This is a genomic window from Micromonospora sp. DH14 (assembly GCF_029809455.1).
GTDB classification, from domain to species: Bacteria; Actinomycetota; Actinomycetes; order Mycobacteriales; family Micromonosporaceae; genus Micromonospora; species Micromonospora parva.
Genome location: NZ_JARVKT010000039.1, coordinates 36,608 through 56,692 on the forward strand (window position 1 = coordinate 36,608; position 20,085 = coordinate 56,692).

Consider the following 20,085-nt stretch of genomic DNA (forward strand, 5'->3'; position numbering starts at 1 on the left):
CGTGAACTTCGACGCGTACGCCCGGACCGGCGTTGACCTGGTCAACGCCCGCCTGGACGACCTCGACGACCTGCGGGCCCTCTTCCCCGACGAGAACGCCTGGATGCGCGACGAGGTCGCGGACCGGGACGTCGCGATCTTCCGCCGGGCCCAGAAGCGGTTGCGCGACGTCTTCGAGTACGGCACCTCGGGGCGGGACGCCCAGGCGGTCACCGAGCTGAACGCGCTGCTCGAGGCGTTCCCGGTGCAGCCGCGCATCTCCGGGCACGACTCCAGCGACTGGCACATGCACGTGACCAGTCGGGGTGCCTCGGTCAGCGCCGAATACCTGGCCGGCGCGGTCTGGGGGCTGTCGGTCTGGCTCTGCGAGTACGGCAGCGCCCGGTTCGGGGTCTGCGCGGACGAGCGGTGCGGCAACGTCTACCTGGACACGTCGTCCAACTGCTGCCGGCGGTTCTGCTCGGAGCGGTGCGCCACCCGCTCGCACGTGGCGGCGCACCGGGCCCGCAAGCGGGCCGCGGTCGGCGAGCAGGTGACTGTCGCACCGCAGCCGACCGCCGGCGTCGACTCCCTCTCACCGGTCAGCTGACACCGCCACCGCCCCTCGTGGGGCGGGCGGGTCAGGCGTCGACAGGTGACGACGCGGTCAGGTGCTGGCGGGCGAACTCCAGCGCGGCGCGCAGGTCCGCCTCGCGCACCGCGCGGCTCTTCGCGCCCCGGGTGGCGACCTCCACCGCCACCGACCCGGTGAAACCCCGGCCGGCCAGCGAGGAGAGCAGCTCCCCGCAGGGCTGGGTGCCGCGCCCGGGCACCAGGTGCTCGTCGCGGCCCTCGCCGGTGCCGTCACCGAGGTGCACGTGCGCCAGCCCGGCACCCATCCGGTCGGCCATCTCCAGGGGGTCGCTGTGCGAGGCCGCACAGTGCGACAGATCCAGCGTGTACGACGGGTAGCCGGCGTCGGTCGGATCCCAGCCGGGCACGTACGGGACGAACTGTCGACCCGCCATCCGCACCGGGTACATGTTCTCCACCGCGAAGCGCAGCCCGGTGAACCGGTCCGCGACGGTGGCCAGGCCCTCGGCGAAGTTGCGCGCGTAGTCCCGCTGCCAGCTGAACGGTGGGTGCACCACGACGGTCGGCGCGCCAAGCGTCTCGGCCAGCTCGGCGGCCTTGCGCAGGCGCTCCCACGGGTCCGGGCTCCACACCCGCTGGGTGACCAGCAGGCAGGGCGCGTGCACCGAGAGCACCGGGACGTCGTAGTGCGTGGAGAGGCCGCGCAGCGCGCCCGCGTCCTGGCTCACCACGTCGGTCCAGACCATCACCTCGACGCCGTCGTAACCGAGCGCCGCGGCCAGTTGGAACGCCGCCGCGGTCGGCTCGGGAAAGACCGACGAGCTGGACAGGAGCACGGGAACGCGGGAAGTCACATCAGCCAGCGTAGCCCGGCGACGCCGGGGGCATCGTGACGAGCGCCGGCAAACAGCCCCAAAACGGTCGTGGGATCAGATCGGCTCAAGTTGATCGAGTCGACGGAGAATGACACCCTCCCGCAGCGCCCACGGGCAGATGTCCAGCGACTCCAGGTCCAGGCGGCGCATCACCGCCTCGGCGACCACGGCACCGGCCAACAACTGGTGGGCCCGACCCGAGCTGACCCCCTCCAGCTCCATCAACTGCGCCGGCGGGATGTGCCGGATGAAGCCGATGACCTGCCGAAGGCCGGCCCGGGTCAGGCTGCGTCGCACCCACAGCCCGGCACCGGACGGCGCCGCCCCGGCCAGTCGGGCCAGGGTCCGGAACGTCTTCGAGGTGGCCACCGCCCGACCCCAGCCCACCTCCGTCATCTGGTCGACGACCTTGTCGAGCCGGCCGTCCACGTACTCCCGGAGCTTGTCGACGGCCTCCGCCGACGGCGGGGCCGCACTGGCCGGATCGACCCGCAGCCGCTCGCGGGTCAGCCGGCCGGCGCCGAGCGGAAGAGAGACCGCGACGTCCGGGTCCTCGTCGATGCCGGCGGCGATCTCCAACGAGCCACCACCGATGTCCAGCACCAGCAGCCGGCCCGCGGACCAACCGAACCACCGCCGTACGGCCAGGAAGGTCATCCGCGCCTCGTCCGCGCCGGAGAGCACCGCCAGGCGTACGCCGGTCTCGTCGCGGACCCGGGCCAGCACCTCGGCCGCGTTGGTGGCGTCGCGCACCGCTGACGTGGCGAACGCGATCAGGTCGTCCGTCGCCAGCCCGGTGGCCGCCGCCTTCGCCATGCCCACCGCTTTGACCAGGCCGTCCGCACCCGCCTCGGTCAGTGCGCCGTCGGGGCCGATCTGCTCGGCCAGCCGGAGCACCACCTTCTCGGAGTGCGCCGGCCACGGGTGCGCCCCGTGGTGCGCGTCCACCACCAGGAGGTGCACAGTGTTGGATCCGACGTCGAGGACACCCAGTCGCATGGTGAAGACCCTAGGCGCAACACGTTTGCGCGGCTCACCGGCCTGCGGACGCCACCGCGCGTACGCTGGGCCGAGTGACGATGGAGCTCCGTGTGCTGGTGGACGACCCGGGTGACCCGCGTAGCCGTGAGGTGCCCCTGGACTTCCCTCGGGAGTGGATCGAGTTCACCGACCCCGCCGACGAGACGCACCTGATCCGGGCCGACCTGACCTGGCTGCTCTCCCGCTGGACCTGCATCTTCGGCAAGGGCTGCCACGGCATCATCGCCGGCCGGGCCGCGGACGGTTGCTGCTCGCACGGGGCGTTCTTCACCGACTCGGACGACGAGAAGCGGGTTCGCAACGCCGTCCGGCGGCTCACCCCGTCGACCTGGCAGCATTTCCGGCGCGGGTTCAAGAACTGGACCGACGAGGACACCATCGACGGCAAGAACCCGGCCCGCCGCACCGCCACCCAGGGCACCGACGGTCCGTGCGTGTTCCTCAACGACGCCGACTTCGCCGGCGGGGGCGGTTGCGCGTTGCACGCGCAGGCGCTGCGCGACGGGGTGCACCCGTTGGAGTACAAGCCGGACGTCTGTTGGCAGCTGCCGATCCGCCGTGACCAGGACTGGGTGAAGCGGCCGGACAACACCAAGGTGCTGGTCTCCACGCTGTCCGAGTTCGACCGGCGGGGCTGGGGAGCCGGCGGGCACGACCTGGACTGGTGGTGCACGTCCTCGACGGACGCGCACGTCGGCGCCGAGCCGATGTACCTGTCGTACTCCCCGGAGCTGACCGCCCTGATCGGCGCTGCCGCGTACGAGCGACTGGCCGAGCTGTGCGCGACCAGGACGAGGCAGGGCATGATCGCCCCGCACCCCGCCGACGAACTTTAACGGATCTTGGTAGCAATCTTGCTACCATTCGTGGCATGGCCATGACGCTCCGACTTGACGACGAAGGCGAACGGCGACTCCGTCTCGTTGCGGAGGAGGAGGGGCGGTCGATGCACGCCGTCGTCGTCACCGCCATCGAGGACTATCTGGCCCGGCGGAACGCCAAGGAGTTCGGCGACCTCGCCGACGAGATCATCGAACGTCACGCCACGTTGCTCGCCCGGCTCGCGGAATGACGACGGAGGTTCGGTACCCGACCCTCGCCGACGTGGCCGGCATCGCCCGCAAGCTCGGCGTGAGGATCAGGGACGCCGGCCTCGTCGAGTCTGCCGTTGCCCGGCCACGGACCAGCGTCTTCGGCGAAGACGCCTACCCCGATCTGTGGACCAAGGCCGCAGCGGTGCTGCATTCACTGGTCAACAATCACCCGTTCGTTGACGGCAACAAGCGGATCGGCTGGATCGTGACCATCGCCTTCCTGATTCAGAACCGCGCCGTCACCGTCGCCCAACTGGACGAGACCGACCAGGACGCCGCGTACGACCTGGTCATCAGCGTGGCAGAGAGCCGGCTGACGGAAGTCGCCGAGATCGCCGCAGCGTTACGCAAGCTGTTCTGAGCTGGGCGCGCGTCAGCGCACTCCTCGCCCGATCCGTTTGCGACATCAGCTCCACAGGAACCGCGGCACAGCCCGAAGGGGGCCCGCGTCGAGCGCCGGCCCCCTTCGGGTACGCCGATCACGGCTCGAACTTGTAGCCCAGACCCCGGACGGTCACGATGAACCGCGGCGCGGACGGCTCCGGCTCGATCTTCGAGCGCAGCCGCTTGACGTGCACGTCGAGCGTCTTGGTGTCACCGACGTAGTCGGCACCCCAGACCCGGTCGATGAGCTGGCCCCGGGTGAGCACCCGGCCGGCGTTGCGGAGCAGCAGCTCCAGCAGTTCGAACTCCTTCAGCGGCAGCTGCACCGCACCGCCGTCGACGGTCACCACGTGCCGTTCGATGTCCATCCGCACCGGGCCGGCGGCCAGCGTCGGCGCACCCGCCTCCGCCACCTCCGGGCTCTGCCGGCGCAGCACCGCCCGGATCCGGGCGACCAGTTCCCGAGGCGAGTACGGCTTCGTCACGTAGTCGTCGGCACCGATCTCCAGCCCGACCACCTTGTCGATCTCGCTGTCCCGGGCGGTGACCATGATGATCGGCACGGCAGAGCGCTGCCGCAACTGCCGGCAGACCTCGGTGCCCGACATCTCGGGCAACATCAGGTCGAGCAGCACGATGTCGGCGCCGGTCCGGTCGAACTCGGTGAGAGCGTCGGTGCCGGTCGCGGCGACCGAAACCTCAAAGCCCTCCTTACGGAGCATGTACGACAAGGCGTCGGAGAACGACTCCTCGTCCTCGACCACGAGAACGCGGCTCAACGGGGATTTCCTTTCCATTTGCTGTCAGACCTGCCGTAGCCCAGTCGGACCGGACTCGATCCCAACCGGCGGCAGTGTCGCCAGGAGGTCATCCGGTGGACTGGCGGGCAGCCGGAGGGTGAACGTCGATCCACCACCAAGAGTGCTCGACACCTCGACCCGTCCGCCATGGTTGCTCGCAATGTGTTTCACGATCGCCAGGCCGAGCCCGGTGCCGCCGGTGGCACGCGAGCGGGCCTGGTCGGCCCGGTAGAACCGTTCGAAGATCCGGTCGACGTCGGTGGGGGCGATACCGATGCCCTGGTCGGCGACGGCGACCTCGACGTGCTCGTCGTCGCCCCGCAGGGTGACCCGGACCGTGGTGTCCTCGCCCGAGTAGTTGATGGCGTTCTCCACCAGGTTCGCCACCGCCGTGGCGAGTTGGGAGTCGCTGCCGTACGCGGTGAGACCACGCTCACCGTCCACGGCCACCGTGACCCCTCGGGCGGAGGCTGTGGTGCGGGTCCGGTCGACCACCTCGGCGATCACCCAGTCCAGCGCGACCGGCTCCGGTGGCGGCTGCGGCTCGGCGCCCTGCAACCGGGTCAGTTCCAGCAGTTCCTGCACCAGCCGGCCGAGCCGGGTCGACTCGTGCTGGATCCGCTCGGCGAACCGGCGGGCGGCCACCAGGTCCTCGGGGAGGTCGGAGGCCACAGCGTCGGCCGGCTCGGTCGCGTCCAGCAACGCCTCGGCGAGCAGTTGCAGGGCACCGATCGGGGTCTTCAGCTCGTGGCTCACGTTGGCCACGAAGTCGCGTCGCACCCGGGTCAGCCGGTGCGACTCGGTCACGTCGACCGCCTCGACCGCGATGAAGCCGTTGCCGAGGCCCATCGCCCGCAGGTGCACGCCGAGCGGGTTCTCGCCCGCGCTGTCGCGACCCCGGGGCAGGTCCAGCTCGATCTCGCGCCGCACGCCGGTGCGTCGCACCTGGCCGGCGAGGGTACGGATCAGCGGGTGCGCGGCGATCGAGCCGGGGGTGCTGCCGGTCCGCAACAGCCCCATCGCGCGGGCGGCCGGATTGATCAACACGGGGACGTCGTCGTTGTCCAGTACCACGACACCGGCCCGGAGCGAGTCGATCGTCCGGCGGCCGAGCCCGGCCTGCTGCTCGTCGGCTATCGCGGGCCTCCCCCTGTTCCAGCGGAAGCTGACGCTCCCCGTAGACGCGGAGCGGTCGTCCCGCCTCGGCAGGAACCGGGGCAGCAGCAGACCGGCGACCATCCCGGCCACCAATGCCACGACCACCACGACCGCCACTGCCCACTCCACCCGGCGATCGTAGGGTCATTGTTAACCTGGCTACCACACAGAACGGGACGAAACACCCTCACTTACACAAGTGTTCACCCCCACGTCTGGCGTCGTTCACCGTGGTTCATCCGGGGTCCGTCCGCGCGCCCTACCGTTGGCGTCGCACCTGCTCAAACCCCCTGCGCCGGCACCCGTCGGCGGCGACCGACCACAGGACGTGATGATGCGCGACGAGTTCCGGGCCGACCTCCAGATCGTCAGCCAACTGCTGGTGGACATGGCGGAGGGCGTCCGCGCCGCCATGCGCCAGGCCACCCGGGCCCTGCTCACCGCCGACCGGCAGGCCGCCGAGACGGTCATCGAGCGGGACGCCGAGATCGACGACCTCTACCGGCACGTCGAGGAGCGGGTCTGCGACCTGCTCGCCCGACAGGCACCGGTCGCCTCCGACCTCCGGGCGATGATCACCGCGCTGCACGTGGCCGCCGATCTGGAGCGGATGGGCGACCTGGCCGAGCACGTGGCGAAGACCGCGCTGCGCCGGCACCCCTCCCCGGCCGTCCCGGCCGAGCTGCGGACGGTCTTCACCGAGATGTCCGAGATCGCCGACCGGATGGCCGTGAAGATCGGTTCGGTGCTGGCGAAGCCCGACGCCGACCTCGCCGGTGAGTTGGACCGCGACGACGACGCCATGGACGAGCTGCACAAGAACCTGTTCGCGGTGCTGCTCGGCGACGACTGGCCGTACGGGGTGGAGACGGCCATCGACGCCACCCTGCTGGGCCGCTTCTACGAGCGCTTCGCCGACCACGCTGTCAACGCTGGCGAGCACGTGATCTACCTGATCACCGGGGAGAGCACGCCCAGCGGCAACTGACGCACCGGAAAGGGGCCCCTCGCCATCGCTCTGCGCGATGAACGAGGGGCCCCTTCTGGTAGCTCAGCGCCCCTGGTTGGCCACCGCCGCGGCCGCCGCCTTGGCAGCGGTCGGGTCGAGGTAGGTGCCGCCCAGGGTCAGCGGGCGCAGCTGCGGGTCGAGGTCGTAGCGCAGCGGGATGCCCGTCGGGATGTTCAGCTTCGCGATCGCCTCGTCGGAGATCTGGTCGAGGTGCTTGACGAGGGCGCGCAGCGAATTGCCGTGCGCGGCCACCAGCACCGTCCGGCCGGCCAGGATGTCCGGCACGATCGAGTCGTACCAGTAGGGCAGCATCCGCTCGACGACGTCCTTGAGGCACTCGGTGCGCGGCATCAGCTCCGTCGGCAGCAGCGCGTAGCGCGGGTCGCCGACCTGCGACCACTCGTCGTTGTCGTCGATCGGCGGCGGCGGCGTGTCGTACGACCGGCGCCAGAGCATGAACTGCTCCTCGCCGTACTCGTCGAGGGTCTGCTTCTTGTTCTTGCCCTGCAGGGCGCCGTAATGCCGCTCGTTGAGTCGCCACGACCGGCGCACCGCGATCCAGTGCCGGTCGGCGGCGTTGAGCGCCAGCTCGGCGGTGCGGATCGCACGACGCATCACGCTGGTGTGCACGACGTCGGGCAGGAGGCTGTGCTCGCGCAGCAGCTCGCCGCCGCGCCGCGCCTCGCCCTCGCCCTTCTCGGTCAGGTCGACGTCCACCCAACCGGTGAAGAGGTTCTTGGCGTTCCAGTCGCTCTCACCGTGTCGCAGCAGGACCAGCGTCCCGATGGTGGGCCCTTCGCTCGCAGTCATGCGGATCATCCTGCCTCAACCGCTGCGGGGACACGCGGGCAGCCGTCGTGACGACCACCACGTGAAAAACCAGGTGACCAGCGGATCGGCCCGCCACTAGGGTTGTAAGGCGCAACAGTCACATCGGTCATTACTTGCAAGCGGGGCGCCACATGCGGACGATGCGGAGCTGGTTCCGGGACACCACCGGCGGCCTACCGACCACCTTCTGGTACCTGTGGTCGGGCACCCTGATCAACCGGCTCGGCTCGTTCGTCCTGGTCTTCCTCGCGATCTACCTGACCCAGGAACGTGGCTTCTCGGCCTCCCAGGCCGGTCTGGTGATCGGCCTCTGGGGCGTCGGTGGGGCGTTCGGCACCACCGCCGGCGGCACTCTCGCGGACCGGTGGGGCCGCCGACCGACGTTGCTGACCGCACACGTGGGCGCGGCGGCCATGATGCTCGCGCTCGGGCTGGCCCGGGACCTCTGGGCGGTGGCGCTGGGCGCGCTGCTGCTCGGCATGTTCGCAGAGGCGGCCCGGCCCGCGTTCGGGGCCATGATGATCGACGTGGTCCCGGCAAAGGACCGACTGCGCGCCTTCTCGCTCAACTACTGGGCGATCAACCTGGGCTTCGCCTGCGCCGCCGTCCTCGCCGGTCTCGCCGCGCAGGCCAACTACCTGCTGCTGTTCGTGGTCGACGCGGCCACCATGCTGATCACCGCGCTGATCATCTTCAGCAAGGTGCCGGAGACCCGCCAGGTCGGCCCCGCCACCGCCACGAGGGCCGCCCCGCGCGGCGCACTGCGCACGATTCTCACCGACCGGGTCTACCTCGGCTTCGTGGCGCTCAACCTGTTCGCCGCGCTGGTGTTCCTCCAGCACATCTCGATGCTGCCGATCGCGATGGGCGACGACGGTCTGAGCCCGGCCACCTACGGCTCGGTGATCGCGCTCAACGGCATCCTCATCGTGGTCGGCCAGCTCTTCGTACCCCGACTGATCCGGGGTCGGAGCCGCTCGCACGTGCTCGCGCTGGCCTCGGTGGTGATGGGCGTGGGATTCGGGCTGACCGCGTTCGCCGGCACGGCCTGGTTCTACGGGCTGACAGTGCTGATCTGGACGGTCGGCGAGATGCTGAACTCGCCGTCCAACTCCACGCTGATCGCCGAACTCTCCCCGGCCGAGCTCCGCGGGCGCTACCAGGGCGTGTTCTCCCTCTCGTGGCAGATCGCCGGGGCCAGCGCGCCGATCCTCGGTGGCCTGGTCCGCGAGCATGCCGGCAATGACACGCTCTGGTACGGCTGCGCCGCGCTCGGCCTCCTGACCGCGGTCGCCCACCTGGTGTCGGGCCCGGCCCGGGAGCGGCGGGCAACCGCGCTGCGCCGTTCCGGCGAGGCACTGGCACCGGCCACCGCGACCCGGGCACCACAGCCCGCCGAGGCTTAACGGCTGGCGCCTCGGGGCCGGACTTCCTACTGTGCAGTGGAAACAGTTAACAGTCTGAACTGTCGGGAGGTCTGGTGCACGCCCTGCGGCGCTGGTGGGACGACACCGCAGGCGGGCTCCCCGCCACCTTCTGGTACCTCTGGGCCGGCCTGCTGATCAACCGGGCCGGCGCGTTCGCCATGCTGTTCCTGTCGCTCTACCTCACCGACGTACGCGGCGCGAGCGAAAGTCTGGCCGGCACCGTGGTCGGCGCGTACGGGGCCGGCGGGGCGGCCGGCGTCCTGTTCGGCGGGGTGCTCGCCGACCGCTGGGGACGCCGGGCAACCCTGCTCGCCGCGCACCTGGCCACTGTCGGTCTGATGGTGGCGCTCGCCTTCACCCGACCACTGCTGCTGATCGCGGCGCTCTCCGCGCTGATCGGCGTGGTCCACTCGATGCCCAGCCCGGCGTTCGTCGCCGCGATCGTCGACGTGGTGCCCGCCGAGCGCCGCTCGCGCGCGTTCAACCTCCAGTTCTGGGCGTTCAACCTGGGCATGGCGGTCGCCTCGCTGCTCGCCGGCATCCTGGCCGAGGCGAGCTTCACGGCGCTGTTCCTGGTCGACGCGGGTGCCACCCTCACCGCCGCCGCCGTGATCGCCTGGAAGGTGCCGGAAACCCTGCGACTGGCCCAGCCGGTGGCCGGCCTTCCGCCCGCCACCCGCGCGGCACCGAGGTCCGTCCGGGTCCGTCGACCGGGACTGCACACCGCGCTCACCGACCGCACCTTCCTGGTCTTCGTCGGGCTCACCTTCGTGCTGGCCGTACTCACCATGCAGACGTCGACGATCATGCCGCTGGCCATGCGCGCGGACAGCCTGGGGCCATCGGCGTACGGGCTGGTGGTGGCGCTCGGCGGCGCGCTGATCGTGGTCGGGCAACTGTTCGTGCCCCGACTGATCGACCGGCACCGCAAGGACGTCGTGCTGGCCGCCTCCACCGCGCTGCTCGCGCTCGGCTTCGGGGCGCTCGCCGTCGCCGACGAACTGGCCGTCTACCTGGGTGCCGCGGTGATCTGGACGGTCGGTTCGATGCTCGCCGCCCCGCCCAACGCGCAGATCAACGCCGACCTGGCACCACCACAGCTACGGGCGCGCTACCAGTCGGTCTTCTACCTGACCTTCCCGGCCGCGGCGTTCGTCGCGCCCACCCTCGGCGGGGTGAGCCTTCAGCACCTCGGCGACCGGCACTGGCTGATCGTGGGTGGGCTGGGCCTGCTGGCCGCGCTCGGGCACCTGCTCGCCGGACCACCCCGGGAACGGCATGTGGCCGCCCTGCGCCGGGTCACCGACCCGGAACCGAAGAACGCCGCAGACCGCGTACCGACCGGATAACGACGCAAAGCGCCCACCACGTCCCTGAGGTCGTGGTGGGCGCCTGCCGGCGGGGCCGGCGGCGGCGGGCAACACTCACCCCCGTAAGCATCGCCCGCTCACGCCGCCGGTCCAAACAGGTGGGAACCGTCCCCCAACGGTTATTCCACCCGTCCCCTCGCGCCTCGTCTGGTGCGCGGATCTGATCGATCCGCCGCTCCCCCGAACGTTTCCAAACGTGGCGCGGTGCAATAAAGCTAGTTCGCCCGGATTCTGGATTCAACCCAGAACGGCTGTCTCGCCGGTCACAACTGGCGAGTATCCGCTGCTCCGGCCTCGTCCGTTGGCAACAGCCGGTTACCCGCCGGCCATTCCCGCAAACACCTCAACCGTCTTCCCGATCGGGTGACTCGGTCCGGAAGAAGTTGCTCTGCCGACCGTCTCGCAACTGTTCCTGATAAATCAGGTTCAGCCGCCGCAGGTCAAAGGTGTGGAACCACTCATCCCAGGTGATCTCGCGGATCCGGCTGCTTTCCCGGTATCCGGGAATGTTGAAGGTCAACACCCCCGCCCGACCGTCCCGCTCGGTGCCGGCGATGGTCGCCGGCTTCGCCCCGCGGTCCCGCGCCCAGCGCTTGATCACCTCGTGGTTCGCCGTGACCAGACTCCGCCCCGGCCGCTCCGGCCGGTCCGTGGTCGACGAGATCACCTGCGAACTGCGGACCGACCGACCCGTACCCCGTCCGGTCCGAATCCCGCCGGCCGCCGTGCCGCCACCGGTCGACTGCGTGAACGTGCGCTTGGCCGCCGTGCTCTTGGCCGGCGCCGTCCGCTTGGCCGCCGTGCTCCTGGCCGCTGCCGTGCGCTTGGTCGCGCTCTTGTCCGGCGCCGCACGCTTCGCCGCCGTGCTCTTGGCCGGCGCCGCACGCTTCGCCGCCGTGCTCTTGGCCGGCGCCGCACGCTTCGCCGCCGTGCTCTTGGCCGGCGCCGCACGCTTCGCCGCCGGCCGCGCCGGTGCCTTCTTCGCCGGCGCCTTCCGCGCGGGCGCCGTACGCGCCGTCGCTGTCTTACGGGCCGCCGCGGTCTTGCGCGCTGCCGCGGTCTTGCGGGCCGCCGCGGTCTTACGGGCCGCCGCGGTCTTACGGGCCGCCGCGGTCTTACGGGCGGCGGTCGTCCTGCTCGCGGTCGCGGTCTTCCGTGCGGCCGTCGACGTCGCCGCCGTCGTCGTCTTCCTCGCGGTCGCCTTCTTCGCCGGTGCCCTCTTGGCGGCCGCCGTCGACTTCCGCGCGGCGCTCGCCTTCGTTGCGGCGGCCCGCTTCGCGGGCGCGCTCTTGTTCGCCGGCGCGGCCTTCGCCCGGCTCGATGCGGGCCTGGCCGCCGACTTCTTGGTGGCCGCGGCGCGACCTGCCGACGCCCGGGTGCCGGTGGCCCGGCCCGACGGGCCGGTGCTGCTCCGACCCGCGCCGGCGCGCATCGAGCGCACCAGCTGTTTCACCAGGTCGGGCTTGCGCAGTGCGGAGATCCCGGAGACCCCGCGTTTGCGCAGCTGCCCGCGGATGTCGTCCACCCGCATCCGGGAGATCTCCGACTCGGAGACTCCTGGCGTACCCGGCGTCTGGTTGCCGGCCTGTCGCTTGGTCCTGGTCGCAGTCGCGCCGCGACCTGAGCTGTTCCGCTGAGCCATGGGACGCTCCGCTCCTTGGCACTCCGTCATCGGCGCGCGGGGGTCCCTTGCCGCACCGCGCGGTGCGGCATACCCGTCAGGAGCACTCCGAACCACCGACAGTCCGCCATGCTGGATCCGGCGTGAAGAGGCATCGGCCGTCAGGCGGGTTGAGCCCCGCCCGTGATCCACTCGGTTTTCTTGAAGTCGCGCCATCGGCGTCGCTCGGATACCGCGTTATCAGGAAAACCGAGTGGATCACGCTCCAGGGACGACCAGTGTTCGGTATCCGCACACCGCGACGGCCGCATCCGCGACACCAACGACGCGGGCATCGCGTCAGGTTGGGTCGGGGCCGGCGCCGGAGGGCTCGAAGAGGTGGGCGAAGGCGGCAAGGTTGGCCGTCGACTCGCCCCGCTTGACCCGCCACTCGTACTCGCGCCGGATCGAACTGCCGAAGCCGATCTCCAGCATCGTGTCGAACGACTCGTCGGCGTACGTGAGGACAGCGCCGAGCAGCCGATCCAACTCGTCGGCGTCCACGCCGGCCGGGTTGACCCGACCGGTCAGGTACACGTCGCCGACCGCGTCGGTGGAGAAGGAGACGCCGTACATCCGGGCGTTGCGCTGCAACAGCCACGCCCACAACTCCTCGCGGCGCTCGTCCGGCTGACGCATCACGAACGCCTCGATCCGCAGCGCGTGCTCGCCGACGATCAGGTTGCAGACCGTCTTGAGCTTGTGGGTGCCCGGCAGCGTCACCGCGTACGAGGTGGGGCCGGTCGACTCCCAGGCCAGGTCACGCTCGGCACAGACCGACTCGATCAGGGTCGCAAGATCGCTCTTCGGGCTCACCGGACCCACTCTACGACCGACCCGGCCCGCGCACCGGGTGGCGACCGACGCCCCGGGTCACCAGGAGCAGGAGAGCGCCGGGTCGCATGCCAGGTCGGCAGCGAGCCGGGCGCGGTGCGCGGCGATCGCCTCGCCGTAGACCCCGAGCAGACCCGCGACCGTACGGTCCCAGGAGAAATGCCGGGCGTGCTGCTCGGCGCCTCGGGCCAGCACCGACCGGAGTGCCCGGTTCGGCAGCAGGCTGCCCAGCGCACGCGCCCAGTCGACGGGGTCGTGCCCGTCGATCAGCACCCCGCTGACCTGATCCCGTACGGCGGTGACAAGCCCGCCGACGGCGGCGGCCAGCACCGGCGTACCGCAGGCCTGCGCCTCCAGGGCGACCAGCCCGAACGATTCGTTGTGCGACGGGACCGCGACCAGATCCGCCGCCCGGTACAGGGCGGGAAGGTCGTCCCCGGTGAGCGGTGGCAGGAACCGCACCCCGTCGGTGACCCCCAGCTTGGCCGTCAACTCGATCAGGGCGGTCGGCCGGTCCAGCCCACTGCCGCTGGGCCCACCACAGATCACCGCTGTCACCTGGTCGGCCACTGCCGGGTCGCGCTCCCGCAGCGCGGCGACGGCGCGGATCAACACGTCGGGGGCCTTGAGCGGCTGGATCCGACCGACGAAGGCAACCACGTACCCGTCGACGGGGAGCCCCAGCCGGCGACGGGCCTGGCGGGCGGCCGCGGACCGGTCGCCCGACGCGGGCCGGAACCTGCGCAGGTCGACGCCCGGTTGCACGACGGCGACCCGGGTCGGGTCGGCGTCGTAGCGGTCGAGCAGGTCGCTGGCCTCGACCCGGGTGTTGGCGACCAGCCGGTCGGCCTCGGCGACCACCTGCTCCTCGCCGATGACCCGGGCCTTGGGCTCTGGCCGGTCACCGGCCGCGAGCTGGGCGTTCTTGACCTTGGCGAGGGTGTGCGCGGTGTGCACCAGCGGCACACCCCAGCGCTCCTTGGCCAGCCAGCCGACCTGGCCGGAGAGCCAGTAGTGCGAGTGGATCAGGTCGTAGTGGCCGGGCGGGCGGGATGCCTCCGCCCGCAGCACCCCGGCGGTGAAGGCGCAGAGTTGCCCGGGCAACTCCTCCTTGGTGAGCCCTTCCAGGGGGCCGGAGGTGATGTGCCGGACCTGCACCCCGGGCGCCATCTCGACCACCGGGGGAAGGTCACCGGAGGTGGCCCGGGTGAAGATCTCCACCTCCACGTTGGCCTCGGCGAGACGCCGGGCGACTTCGAGGATGTAGACGTTCATGCCGCCGGCGTCACCCGTACCGGGTTGGTGCAGGGGCGAGGTGTGTACCGACAGGGTGGCGATGCGGCGAGGCCGGGGCCACGGCTGGGCACCTCGCTGACGTCCGACACCGGTGTGCATTTCCGCCACATCCGCTCCTTCGTCACGGTTGATGCCGTCTCGCACGACCGGCGCTTCTCGGTCAACCTGTACGCCCGGTGCCATCTTCCCCATCGGCCTACTGAAATTCCCGGGCGCGGCCCCCCGGGGTGACGGACCTCATCACCCGGATGCCCGCCGATGCCTGCCGCACGCCCGGTCGGGGCCGGTGGCAGGCCCACTGTGACAATGTCGGGATGACCTCAGTCGCCATCGTCACGGGAGCGTCCAGCGGGATCGGCGCGGCCACCGCCCGCCGGCTCGCCGCCGAGGGATTCCACGTGCTCGCCGCCGCCCGCCGCGCCGAACGGCTCACCGACCTGGTCGCCGAGATCACCGCCGCTGGCGGGCAGGCCACCGCGGTGACCTGCGACGTCACCTCGGACGAGTCGGTGGCCCGACTGGCCGAGGCCGCCGCCCAGGCACCCGGGCCGGTCACCCTCCTGGTCAACAACGCTGGTGGGGCGCGCGGGCTGGACCCGGTGGAGTCCGGCTCGGTCGCCGACTGGCAGTGGATGTACGACGTGAACGTGCTCGGCACCCTGCGGGTCACCCAGGCGCTGCTGCCGGCGCTGGAAGCCTCCGGTTCCGGCACCATCGTGGTGGTCTCGTCCACCGCCGGCCTGACCGTGTACGAGGGCGGGGGCGGCTACACCGCCGCGAAGCACGCGCAGACCGCTATCGCCGGCACGCTCCGCCTGGAGCTGTGTGGCCGGCCGCTGCGGGTCATCGAGATCGACCCGGGCATGGTGAAGACCGACGAGTTCGGGCTGGTCCGCTTCGAGGGCGACGCGGAACGGGCAGCGGCCGTCTACGCCGGGGTGCCGGGGCCACTGGTCGCCGAGGACGTCGCCGACTGCATCGCCTGGTGCGCCACCCGCCCCGAGCACGTCAACGTCGACCGGCTGGTGGTCCGGCCACGGGCGCAGGCCGCGCAGCACAAGGTCCACCGAGTGGGCCAGTGAAGCGCGAGGAGTGAGCCGGGTTTGCGAGCCCCGCAGCCGCGAACAAAGACCCGCACAGTGAAGCGCGAGGAGTGAGCCGGGTTTGCGAGCCCCGCAGCCGCGAACAAAGACCCGCACAGTGAAGCGCGAGGAGTGAGCCGGGCTTGCGAGCCCGCAGCGGCGAACGGAGATTGGCCCTGAGGTCGACATGAGCCCTACAGCGCGGCGACGACCGTTCGGGGTGGTCACGCGCGGCACGACGAACCCGAACCGACTCCGCCGGGTGGACAACTGGATCGTCGCCACCTGCGCGGACCGGCTGCTGGCGGCGGACGACCCGCTGGTGGTCGACCTCGGTTACGGCGCCACCCCGGTGACGGCCGTGGAGCTGCGCGCTCGGCTGGCGGCCGGGGTGCGCCCGGACGTCCGGCTGGTCGGGTTGGAGATCGACGCGGCCCGGGTGGCAGCCGCGGCAACGGCCGCCGATCCACCCGGGCTGACGTTCGCCCGGGGCGGTTTCGAGCTGGCCGGGCTCCGGCCGGTGCTGGTCCGCGCGTTCAACGTGCTGCGACAGTACGACGAGAGCGAGGTGGCCGAAGCCTGGCGGACGATGACCGCCGCGCTCGCCCCCGGTGGAGTGCTCGTCGAGGGCACGTGTGACGAGTTGGGGCGGCTCGCCAGCTGGCTGCTGATCGACGCCGAAGGCCCACGGACGCTGACCCTGGCCGCGAAGCTCACCACGCTGGGCAGCCCCGCCGAGCTGGCCGAGCGGCTGCCCAAGGCGTTGATCCACCGCAATGTGCCCGGTGAGCCGGTGCACGCGCTGATCCGCGCCCTGGACGACGCCTGGCAGGCCGCCGCCCCGTACGCCACCTTCGGCCCCCGCCAACGCTGGCTGCGAGCGGTGACCCAGCTGCGCGAAGAGGGCTGGCCGATCCTCGACACCCGCACCCGCTGGCGCCACGGAGAGCTGACCCTCCCCTGGCCTCTGCCCTGACCCCCACCCCACACGCTCCACCCGACACGCGCCGATCTTGCGCTTTCGGTTGGTGATTCGCCCTTTTTCATCCTTTATGCCCGCGCAGGAACTGCAAGATCGCGGGATGGGGACGGGGTGGGACCAGGGGGGACGGGGTGGGACGGGGGCCCGGGTGGGGTGGGTCAGAGGGTGCAGTTGACGAGGACGGGTTCGGGATGCAGGGTCACGCCGAAGCGGGCGTGCACCTGGTCGCGGATGGTGGCCGCGAGGGCGAGCAGGTCGCTGGTGTGGGCGGTGCCGCTGCGATTGGTCAGCGCCAGGGTGTGCTTGCTGGAGATGGCCACCCCACCCTCGCCCGGGTGGCCCTTGGCGAAGCCGGCCTTGTCGATCAGCCAGGCGGCGCTCACCTTCACCAGGCCGTCCGCGCCGGGCCAGGCGGGCGGGTCGCCCAGGTCGGTGGCGCGTTCCACCAGGTGGTCGTACGTCGCCCGGTCGAGCACCGGGTTGGTGAAGAAGGAGCCGACCGAGCGGGTGTCCGGGTCGTTGGCGTCGAGCACCATCCCCTTGCCCGCGCGCAGCCGCAGCACCGCCGCCCGGGCGTCCGCCGGCGGCACCTGGTCGCCCACCTCGACGCCGAGCGCTCTGGCCAGTTCCGCGTAGCGCACCGGCCCGGACAGTGGGGACCTGGTGAGTCGGAAGTCGACCGAGAGCACCACCCACCGGTCCACGTACTTGAAGATGCTGCCCCGGTAGGCGAAGCCGCAGTCGGCGGCGGGGATGACCTGGCGGGTGCCCTGGATCCGGTCGTACACCTCGACGCCGGTGATCGTCTCGGCGACCTCCTGGCCGTACGCGCCGACGTTCTGGATCGGGGTGGCGCCGGTCGAGCCGGGGATGCCGGAGAGGCACTCCAGCCCGGACCAGCCGTTGGCGACAGTGGTGGCCACCAGGTCGTCCCACGGCTCGCCGGCGTCGACCCGTACGGTGACCGAGGTGGCGTCCTCGGCGATGACCCGCACGCCACGGGAGCGCACCAGGACGACGGTGCCGGGGAAGCCGGCGTCGCCGATCACCACGTTGCTGCCCCCGGCGAGGATCAGGACCGGCTCTGCCGCGGTCCGCACCGCGCGGACGATCTCGTCGGCGCTGTCGGCGGCCACGATCCGCGCGGCCGGTCCACCCGTTCGCAGGGTGGTGTAGCCGGCGAGTGGACCGGGGATGGCACGATCGGCGTCGGTTGTCGGCTGGGCGGAGGCGTCTGGCACGCCCTTCACCTTAGGCTGACAATTAGCCGTGGCACCCACTGGTCGCCCGGCACCCCCGGGAGGATGGCGATGAGCAGACTGCAGGGCAGCAAGGATTTCTGGATCGGGGCGCTCCGGACGGAGGGTCCGGCTTTCGCCGCAGCGGTGGCCGAGGCGCCGCCGGAGACACCGGTGCTGTCCTGTCCGGGCTGGACGGTGAACGACCTGACCCTGCACATGGCCGGCATCTACCAGTGGGTTTCGTCTTTCGCCGGCACCGGCCAGACCAGCCAGCCGCCTCGGCGGGAGAAGCTCGAGGCCGACCCGGGCGTGGACGCGCTCCAGTTGTGGCAGCAGGGTTACGACCGGGTGATGACAGTCTTCGACGGGCTGGACCCGGAGGCACCGGCGTGGAACTGGGCGCCCCAGCCGAAGAAGGCCGGTTTCTGGCCGCGTCGGATGGCGCACGAGACGGCTGTGCACCGCTGGGACGCGCAGCTCGCCATCGCGGCCGGTGACCCGGTGGAGGCGAAGCTCGCCGCCGACGGGGTGAGCGAGGTGCTGGACACCTGGCTCCCGGCGGGCCGGCGGCAGGTGCCGGGTGACTGGCACGGGGTGGTGCAGCTCTGCGCGACGGACGCGGCCCAGGAGTGGTATCTGCGGCTGCGCGGCGAGGGGGTGGCGCTGCTCGACACCGCGACCATCTTCGACCACGACGATCACCACGCGCGTGCCCAGGTCAGCGGCACCGCGAGCGACCTGCTGCTGGCGTTGTGGGGGCGGGTGAGTTTCGAGACGCTTGATGTCGTCGGCGACCGCACCCTGTTGGACGGTCTGCGCACCGGCTGACCGACCCGTCACGAACGAGGGCGTCACCCCATCCGGGGTGGCGCCCTCGTCGGCGTGCGGGGCCGACCTCGCGATCTCGTGAGAGCGCTCTCTTGACAGCGGGTCAGCCACCTACCACAGTGTCGTGAGAGCGCTCTCTGAATCATCTGCCACCACTCGCCCGCCTTGAGAGAGGTCGAAACCCATGGCTGTCTTCCCGCGCCGCCGCCTCGCCGCGGTGGCCCTCGCCGCCACCACCGCCCTGCTCGTCACCGCTGGCTGCGGCGGCGGCGACGAGCAGGGCGACGGGCCGATCACCTTGACCGTCGACGTCTTCGGCCAGTTCGGCTACGAGCAGCTCTACCAGGAGTACATGGCCGCGAACCCGGACGTGAAGATCGTCGAGCGGGGCACCGGCACCAACCTCGACGAGTACTCGCCGAAGCTGACCCAGTGGCTCGCCGCCGGCCGGGGCGCCGGCGACGTGGTGGCCATCGAGGAAGGTCTGCTGGTCGAGTACAAGGCCAACCCCGGCAACTTCGTCAACCTGCTGGACCACGGCGCCGCCGACCTCAAGGGCAACTTCCTCGAGTGGAAGTGGAACGCCGGCCTGACCGCCGACGGCAAGCAGCTCATCGGCCTCGGCACCGACGTCGGCGGCATCGCCATGTGCTACCGCAAGGACCTCTTCGAGAAGGCCGGGCTGCCCACCGAGCGGGACGCGGTCTCCAAGCTCTGGCCCACCTGGCCGGACTACATCGCCACCGGCGAGAAGTTCGTCGCGGCCAAGACCGGGGCGTCCTTCCTCGACGCGGCCACCAACACCTTCAACACCATCCTCTTGCAGACCGCTGGAAACACGACCGGCTACAGCTACTACGACACCAGCGACAAGCTGGTCGTCGACAGCAACCCGTCGGTACGGCAGGCCTGGGACACCACGATGGACATCATCGACTCGGGCCTCTCCGGAAAGTACGGATCGTGGTCCGAGGAGTGGGTCTCCGCCTTCAAACAGTCGAAGTTCGCCACGATCGCCTGCCCCGCCTGGATGACCGGCGTCATCGAGGCCAACGCCGGCACCGGCGCCCAGGGCAAGTGGGACATCGCCCAGGTGCCCGGCAACGGTGGCAACTGGGGTGGGTCGCACCTCGCCGTGCCGAAGCAGAGCAAGCACCAGGCCGAGGCGATCGAGCTGGCCAAGTTCCTCACCAGCGCCAAGGGTCAGATCGGCGCGTTCAAGGCCAAGGGTCCGCTGCCGTCCTCGCCGCAGGCGCTCGACGACCCGGCGATCACCGGCGCGAAGAACGCGTACTTCTCCGACGCACCCGTCGGCACGATCTTCGGCAGCGGCGCGAAGAGCCTGAAGCCGGTCTACATGGGCCCGAAGAACCAGGCCGTCCGGACCGAGGTGGAGAACGCCGTACGGACCGTCGAGTTGGGCCAGCGCAGCCCGGCGCAGGGCTGGACCGACGCGGTGACCAATGCAAAGAAGGCCGCCGCCGTGCTCGGCCTGCTCACGTTCATGACCACCTGGAACGACTTCCTGTGGCCGTACGCTGTGCTGAACGATCCGGCGAATCCGACAGTGCAACTGTCCCTACGAGCCCTGTCGGACGGG

19 protein-coding genes and 2 pseudogenes are annotated in these 20,085 nt (G+C 71.1%); 11 read left to right on the top strand and 10 right to left on the bottom strand.

Annotated features, from left to right (window positions below; translation table 11 throughout):
- Position 1: 1 nt before the first annotated feature.
- Positions 2-589 (top strand): CGNR zinc finger domain-containing protein, encoded by a 588-nt coding sequence (locus tag QCZ28_RS30710; protein ID WP_279519875.1) that lies wholly within the window; start codon positions 2-4, stop codon positions 587-589.
- Between the two features lie 31 nt (positions 590-620).
- Here the strand turns inward: QCZ28_RS30710 and QCZ28_RS30715 are convergent, their stop codons facing one another.
- Both QCZ28_RS30715 and QCZ28_RS30720 read right to left on the bottom strand, forming a co-directional pair.
- A complete protein-coding gene (locus QCZ28_RS30715) occupies positions 621-1,427 on the bottom strand; it encodes a sugar phosphate isomerase/epimerase (RefSeq protein ID WP_279519876.1) in 807 nt (268 codons plus the stop codon).
- Positions 1,428-1,502: 75 nt separating this feature from the next.
- Positions 1,503-2,447 carry a Ppx/GppA phosphatase family protein gene (locus tag QCZ28_RS30720; protein ID WP_279519877.1) on the bottom strand — a complete coding sequence of 315 codons (945 nt, stop codon included), beginning with the start codon at positions 2,445-2,447 and terminating at the stop codon, positions 1,503-1,505.
- An 80-nt stretch (positions 2,448-2,527) separates the two neighbouring features.
- Between QCZ28_RS30720 and QCZ28_RS30725 the strand changes: the two genes are divergently transcribed.
- From QCZ28_RS30725 to QCZ28_RS30735, 3 genes are read left to right on the top strand one after another with little or no spacing between them, the layout of a single operon-like run.
- The gene (locus tag QCZ28_RS30725; RefSeq protein WP_279519893.1) at positions 2,528-3,325 is read left to right on the top strand and encodes a hypothetical protein; all 798 of its coding nucleotides are present in this window, start codon (positions 2,528-2,530) and stop codon (positions 3,323-3,325) included.
- Between the two features lie 35 nt (positions 3,326-3,360).
- Entirely contained in the window at positions 3,361-3,561 is a 201-nt protein-coding gene (locus tag QCZ28_RS30730) for a hypothetical protein (protein ID WP_279519878.1), read from the top strand.
- A 32-nt stretch (positions 3,562-3,593) separates the two neighbouring features.
- A complete protein-coding gene (locus QCZ28_RS30735; RefSeq protein WP_279519879.1) occupies positions 3,594-3,944 on the top strand; it encodes a Fic family protein in 351 nt (116 codons plus the stop codon).
- 118 nt (positions 3,945-4,062) lie between these two features.
- On the opposite strand, the gene QCZ28_RS30740 is transcribed toward QCZ28_RS30735, so the two are convergent.
- Positions 4,063-4,746 carry a response regulator transcription factor gene (locus tag QCZ28_RS30740; RefSeq protein ID WP_030329696.1) on the bottom strand — a complete coding sequence of 228 codons (684 nt, stop codon included), beginning with the start codon at positions 4,744-4,746 and terminating at the stop codon, positions 4,063-4,065.
- Between the two features lie 24 nt (positions 4,747-4,770).
- Positions 4,771-6,054 carry an ATP-binding protein gene (locus QCZ28_RS30745; protein WP_279519880.1) on the bottom strand — a complete coding sequence of 428 codons (1,284 nt, stop codon included), beginning with the start codon at positions 6,052-6,054 and terminating at the stop codon, positions 4,771-4,773.
- A gap of 205 nt (positions 6,055-6,259) precedes the next feature.
- Between QCZ28_RS30745 and phoU the strand changes: the two genes are divergently transcribed.
- A complete protein-coding gene (gene phoU, locus QCZ28_RS30750) occupies positions 6,260-6,913 on the top strand; it encodes a phosphate signaling complex protein PhoU (protein WP_030329692.1) in 654 nt (217 codons plus the stop codon).
- Between the two features lie 63 nt (positions 6,914-6,976).
- Here phoU and QCZ28_RS30755 read toward each other — a convergent pair whose 3' ends face one another.
- A complete protein-coding gene (locus tag QCZ28_RS30755) occupies positions 6,977-7,744 on the bottom strand; it encodes a phosphoglyceromutase (protein ID WP_030329691.1) in 768 nt (255 codons plus the stop codon).
- 152 nt (positions 7,745-7,896) lie between these two features.
- Here QCZ28_RS30755 and QCZ28_RS30760 point away from each other — a divergent pair, with 152 nt between their 5' ends.
- Both QCZ28_RS30760 and QCZ28_RS30765 read left to right on the top strand, forming a co-directional pair.
- Positions 7,897-9,171 carry an MFS transporter gene (locus tag QCZ28_RS30760; RefSeq protein WP_279519881.1) on the top strand — a complete coding sequence of 425 codons (1,275 nt, stop codon included), beginning with the start codon at positions 7,897-7,899 and terminating at the stop codon, positions 9,169-9,171.
- Between the two features lie 74 nt (positions 9,172-9,245).
- Entirely contained in the window at positions 9,246-10,541 is a 1,296-nt protein-coding gene (locus QCZ28_RS30765) for an MFS transporter (RefSeq protein ID WP_279519882.1), read from the top strand.
- A 364-nt stretch (positions 10,542-10,905) separates the two neighbouring features.
- Here the strand turns inward: QCZ28_RS30765 and QCZ28_RS34575 are convergent.
- From QCZ28_RS34575 to mshA, 4 genes and pseudogenes are all read right to left on the bottom strand, one after another.
- A pseudogene (locus QCZ28_RS34575) lies at positions 10,906-11,307 on the bottom strand (hypothetical protein); the annotation flags it as partial.
- Between the two features lie 594 nt (positions 11,308-11,901).
- Positions 11,902-12,204, bottom strand: a pseudogene (locus tag QCZ28_RS34580) (hypothetical protein); the annotation flags it as partial.
- Between the two features lie 318 nt (positions 12,205-12,522).
- Positions 12,523-13,038 (bottom strand): YbjN domain-containing protein, encoded by a 516-nt coding sequence (locus QCZ28_RS30780; RefSeq protein ID WP_279519885.1) that lies wholly within the window; start codon positions 13,036-13,038, stop codon positions 12,523-12,525.
- 57 nt (positions 13,039-13,095) lie between these two features.
- Positions 13,096-14,460, bottom strand: coding sequence for a D-inositol-3-phosphate glycosyltransferase (gene mshA / locus QCZ28_RS30785; protein ID WP_279519886.1), 1,365 nt, complete (start codon positions 14,458-14,460; stop codon positions 13,096-13,098).
- Positions 14,461-14,666: 206 nt separating this feature from the next.
- Here mshA and QCZ28_RS30790 point away from each other — a divergent pair, with 206 nt between their 5' ends.
- Positions 14,667-15,434 carry an SDR family oxidoreductase gene (locus tag QCZ28_RS30790; RefSeq protein ID WP_210862890.1) on the top strand — a complete coding sequence of 256 codons (768 nt, stop codon included), beginning with the start codon at positions 14,667-14,669 and terminating at the stop codon, positions 15,432-15,434.
- A 187-nt stretch (positions 15,435-15,621) separates the two neighbouring features.
- Positions 15,622-16,410, top strand: a complete 789-nt coding sequence (locus QCZ28_RS30795; protein ID WP_279519887.1) for a class I SAM-dependent methyltransferase — start codon at positions 15,622-15,624, stop codon at positions 16,408-16,410.
- Between the two features lie 164 nt (positions 16,411-16,574).
- Here QCZ28_RS30795 and QCZ28_RS30800 read toward each other — a convergent pair whose 3' ends face one another.
- Positions 16,575-17,657, bottom strand: coding sequence for a UDP-N-acetylmuramate dehydrogenase (locus QCZ28_RS30800; protein ID WP_347815143.1), 1,083 nt, complete (start codon positions 17,655-17,657; stop codon positions 16,575-16,577).
- Between the two features lie 69 nt (positions 17,658-17,726).
- Here QCZ28_RS30800 and QCZ28_RS30805 point away from each other — a divergent pair, with 69 nt between their 5' ends.
- A complete protein-coding gene (locus tag QCZ28_RS30805; RefSeq protein WP_279519888.1) occupies positions 17,727-18,485 on the top strand; it encodes a maleylpyruvate isomerase family mycothiol-dependent enzyme in 759 nt (252 codons plus the stop codon).
- Between the two features lie 184 nt (positions 18,486-18,669).
- Positions 18,670-20,085 (top strand): extracellular solute-binding protein (locus tag QCZ28_RS30810; protein WP_279519889.1); only part of this gene is annotated, 1,416 nt, incomplete at its 3' end.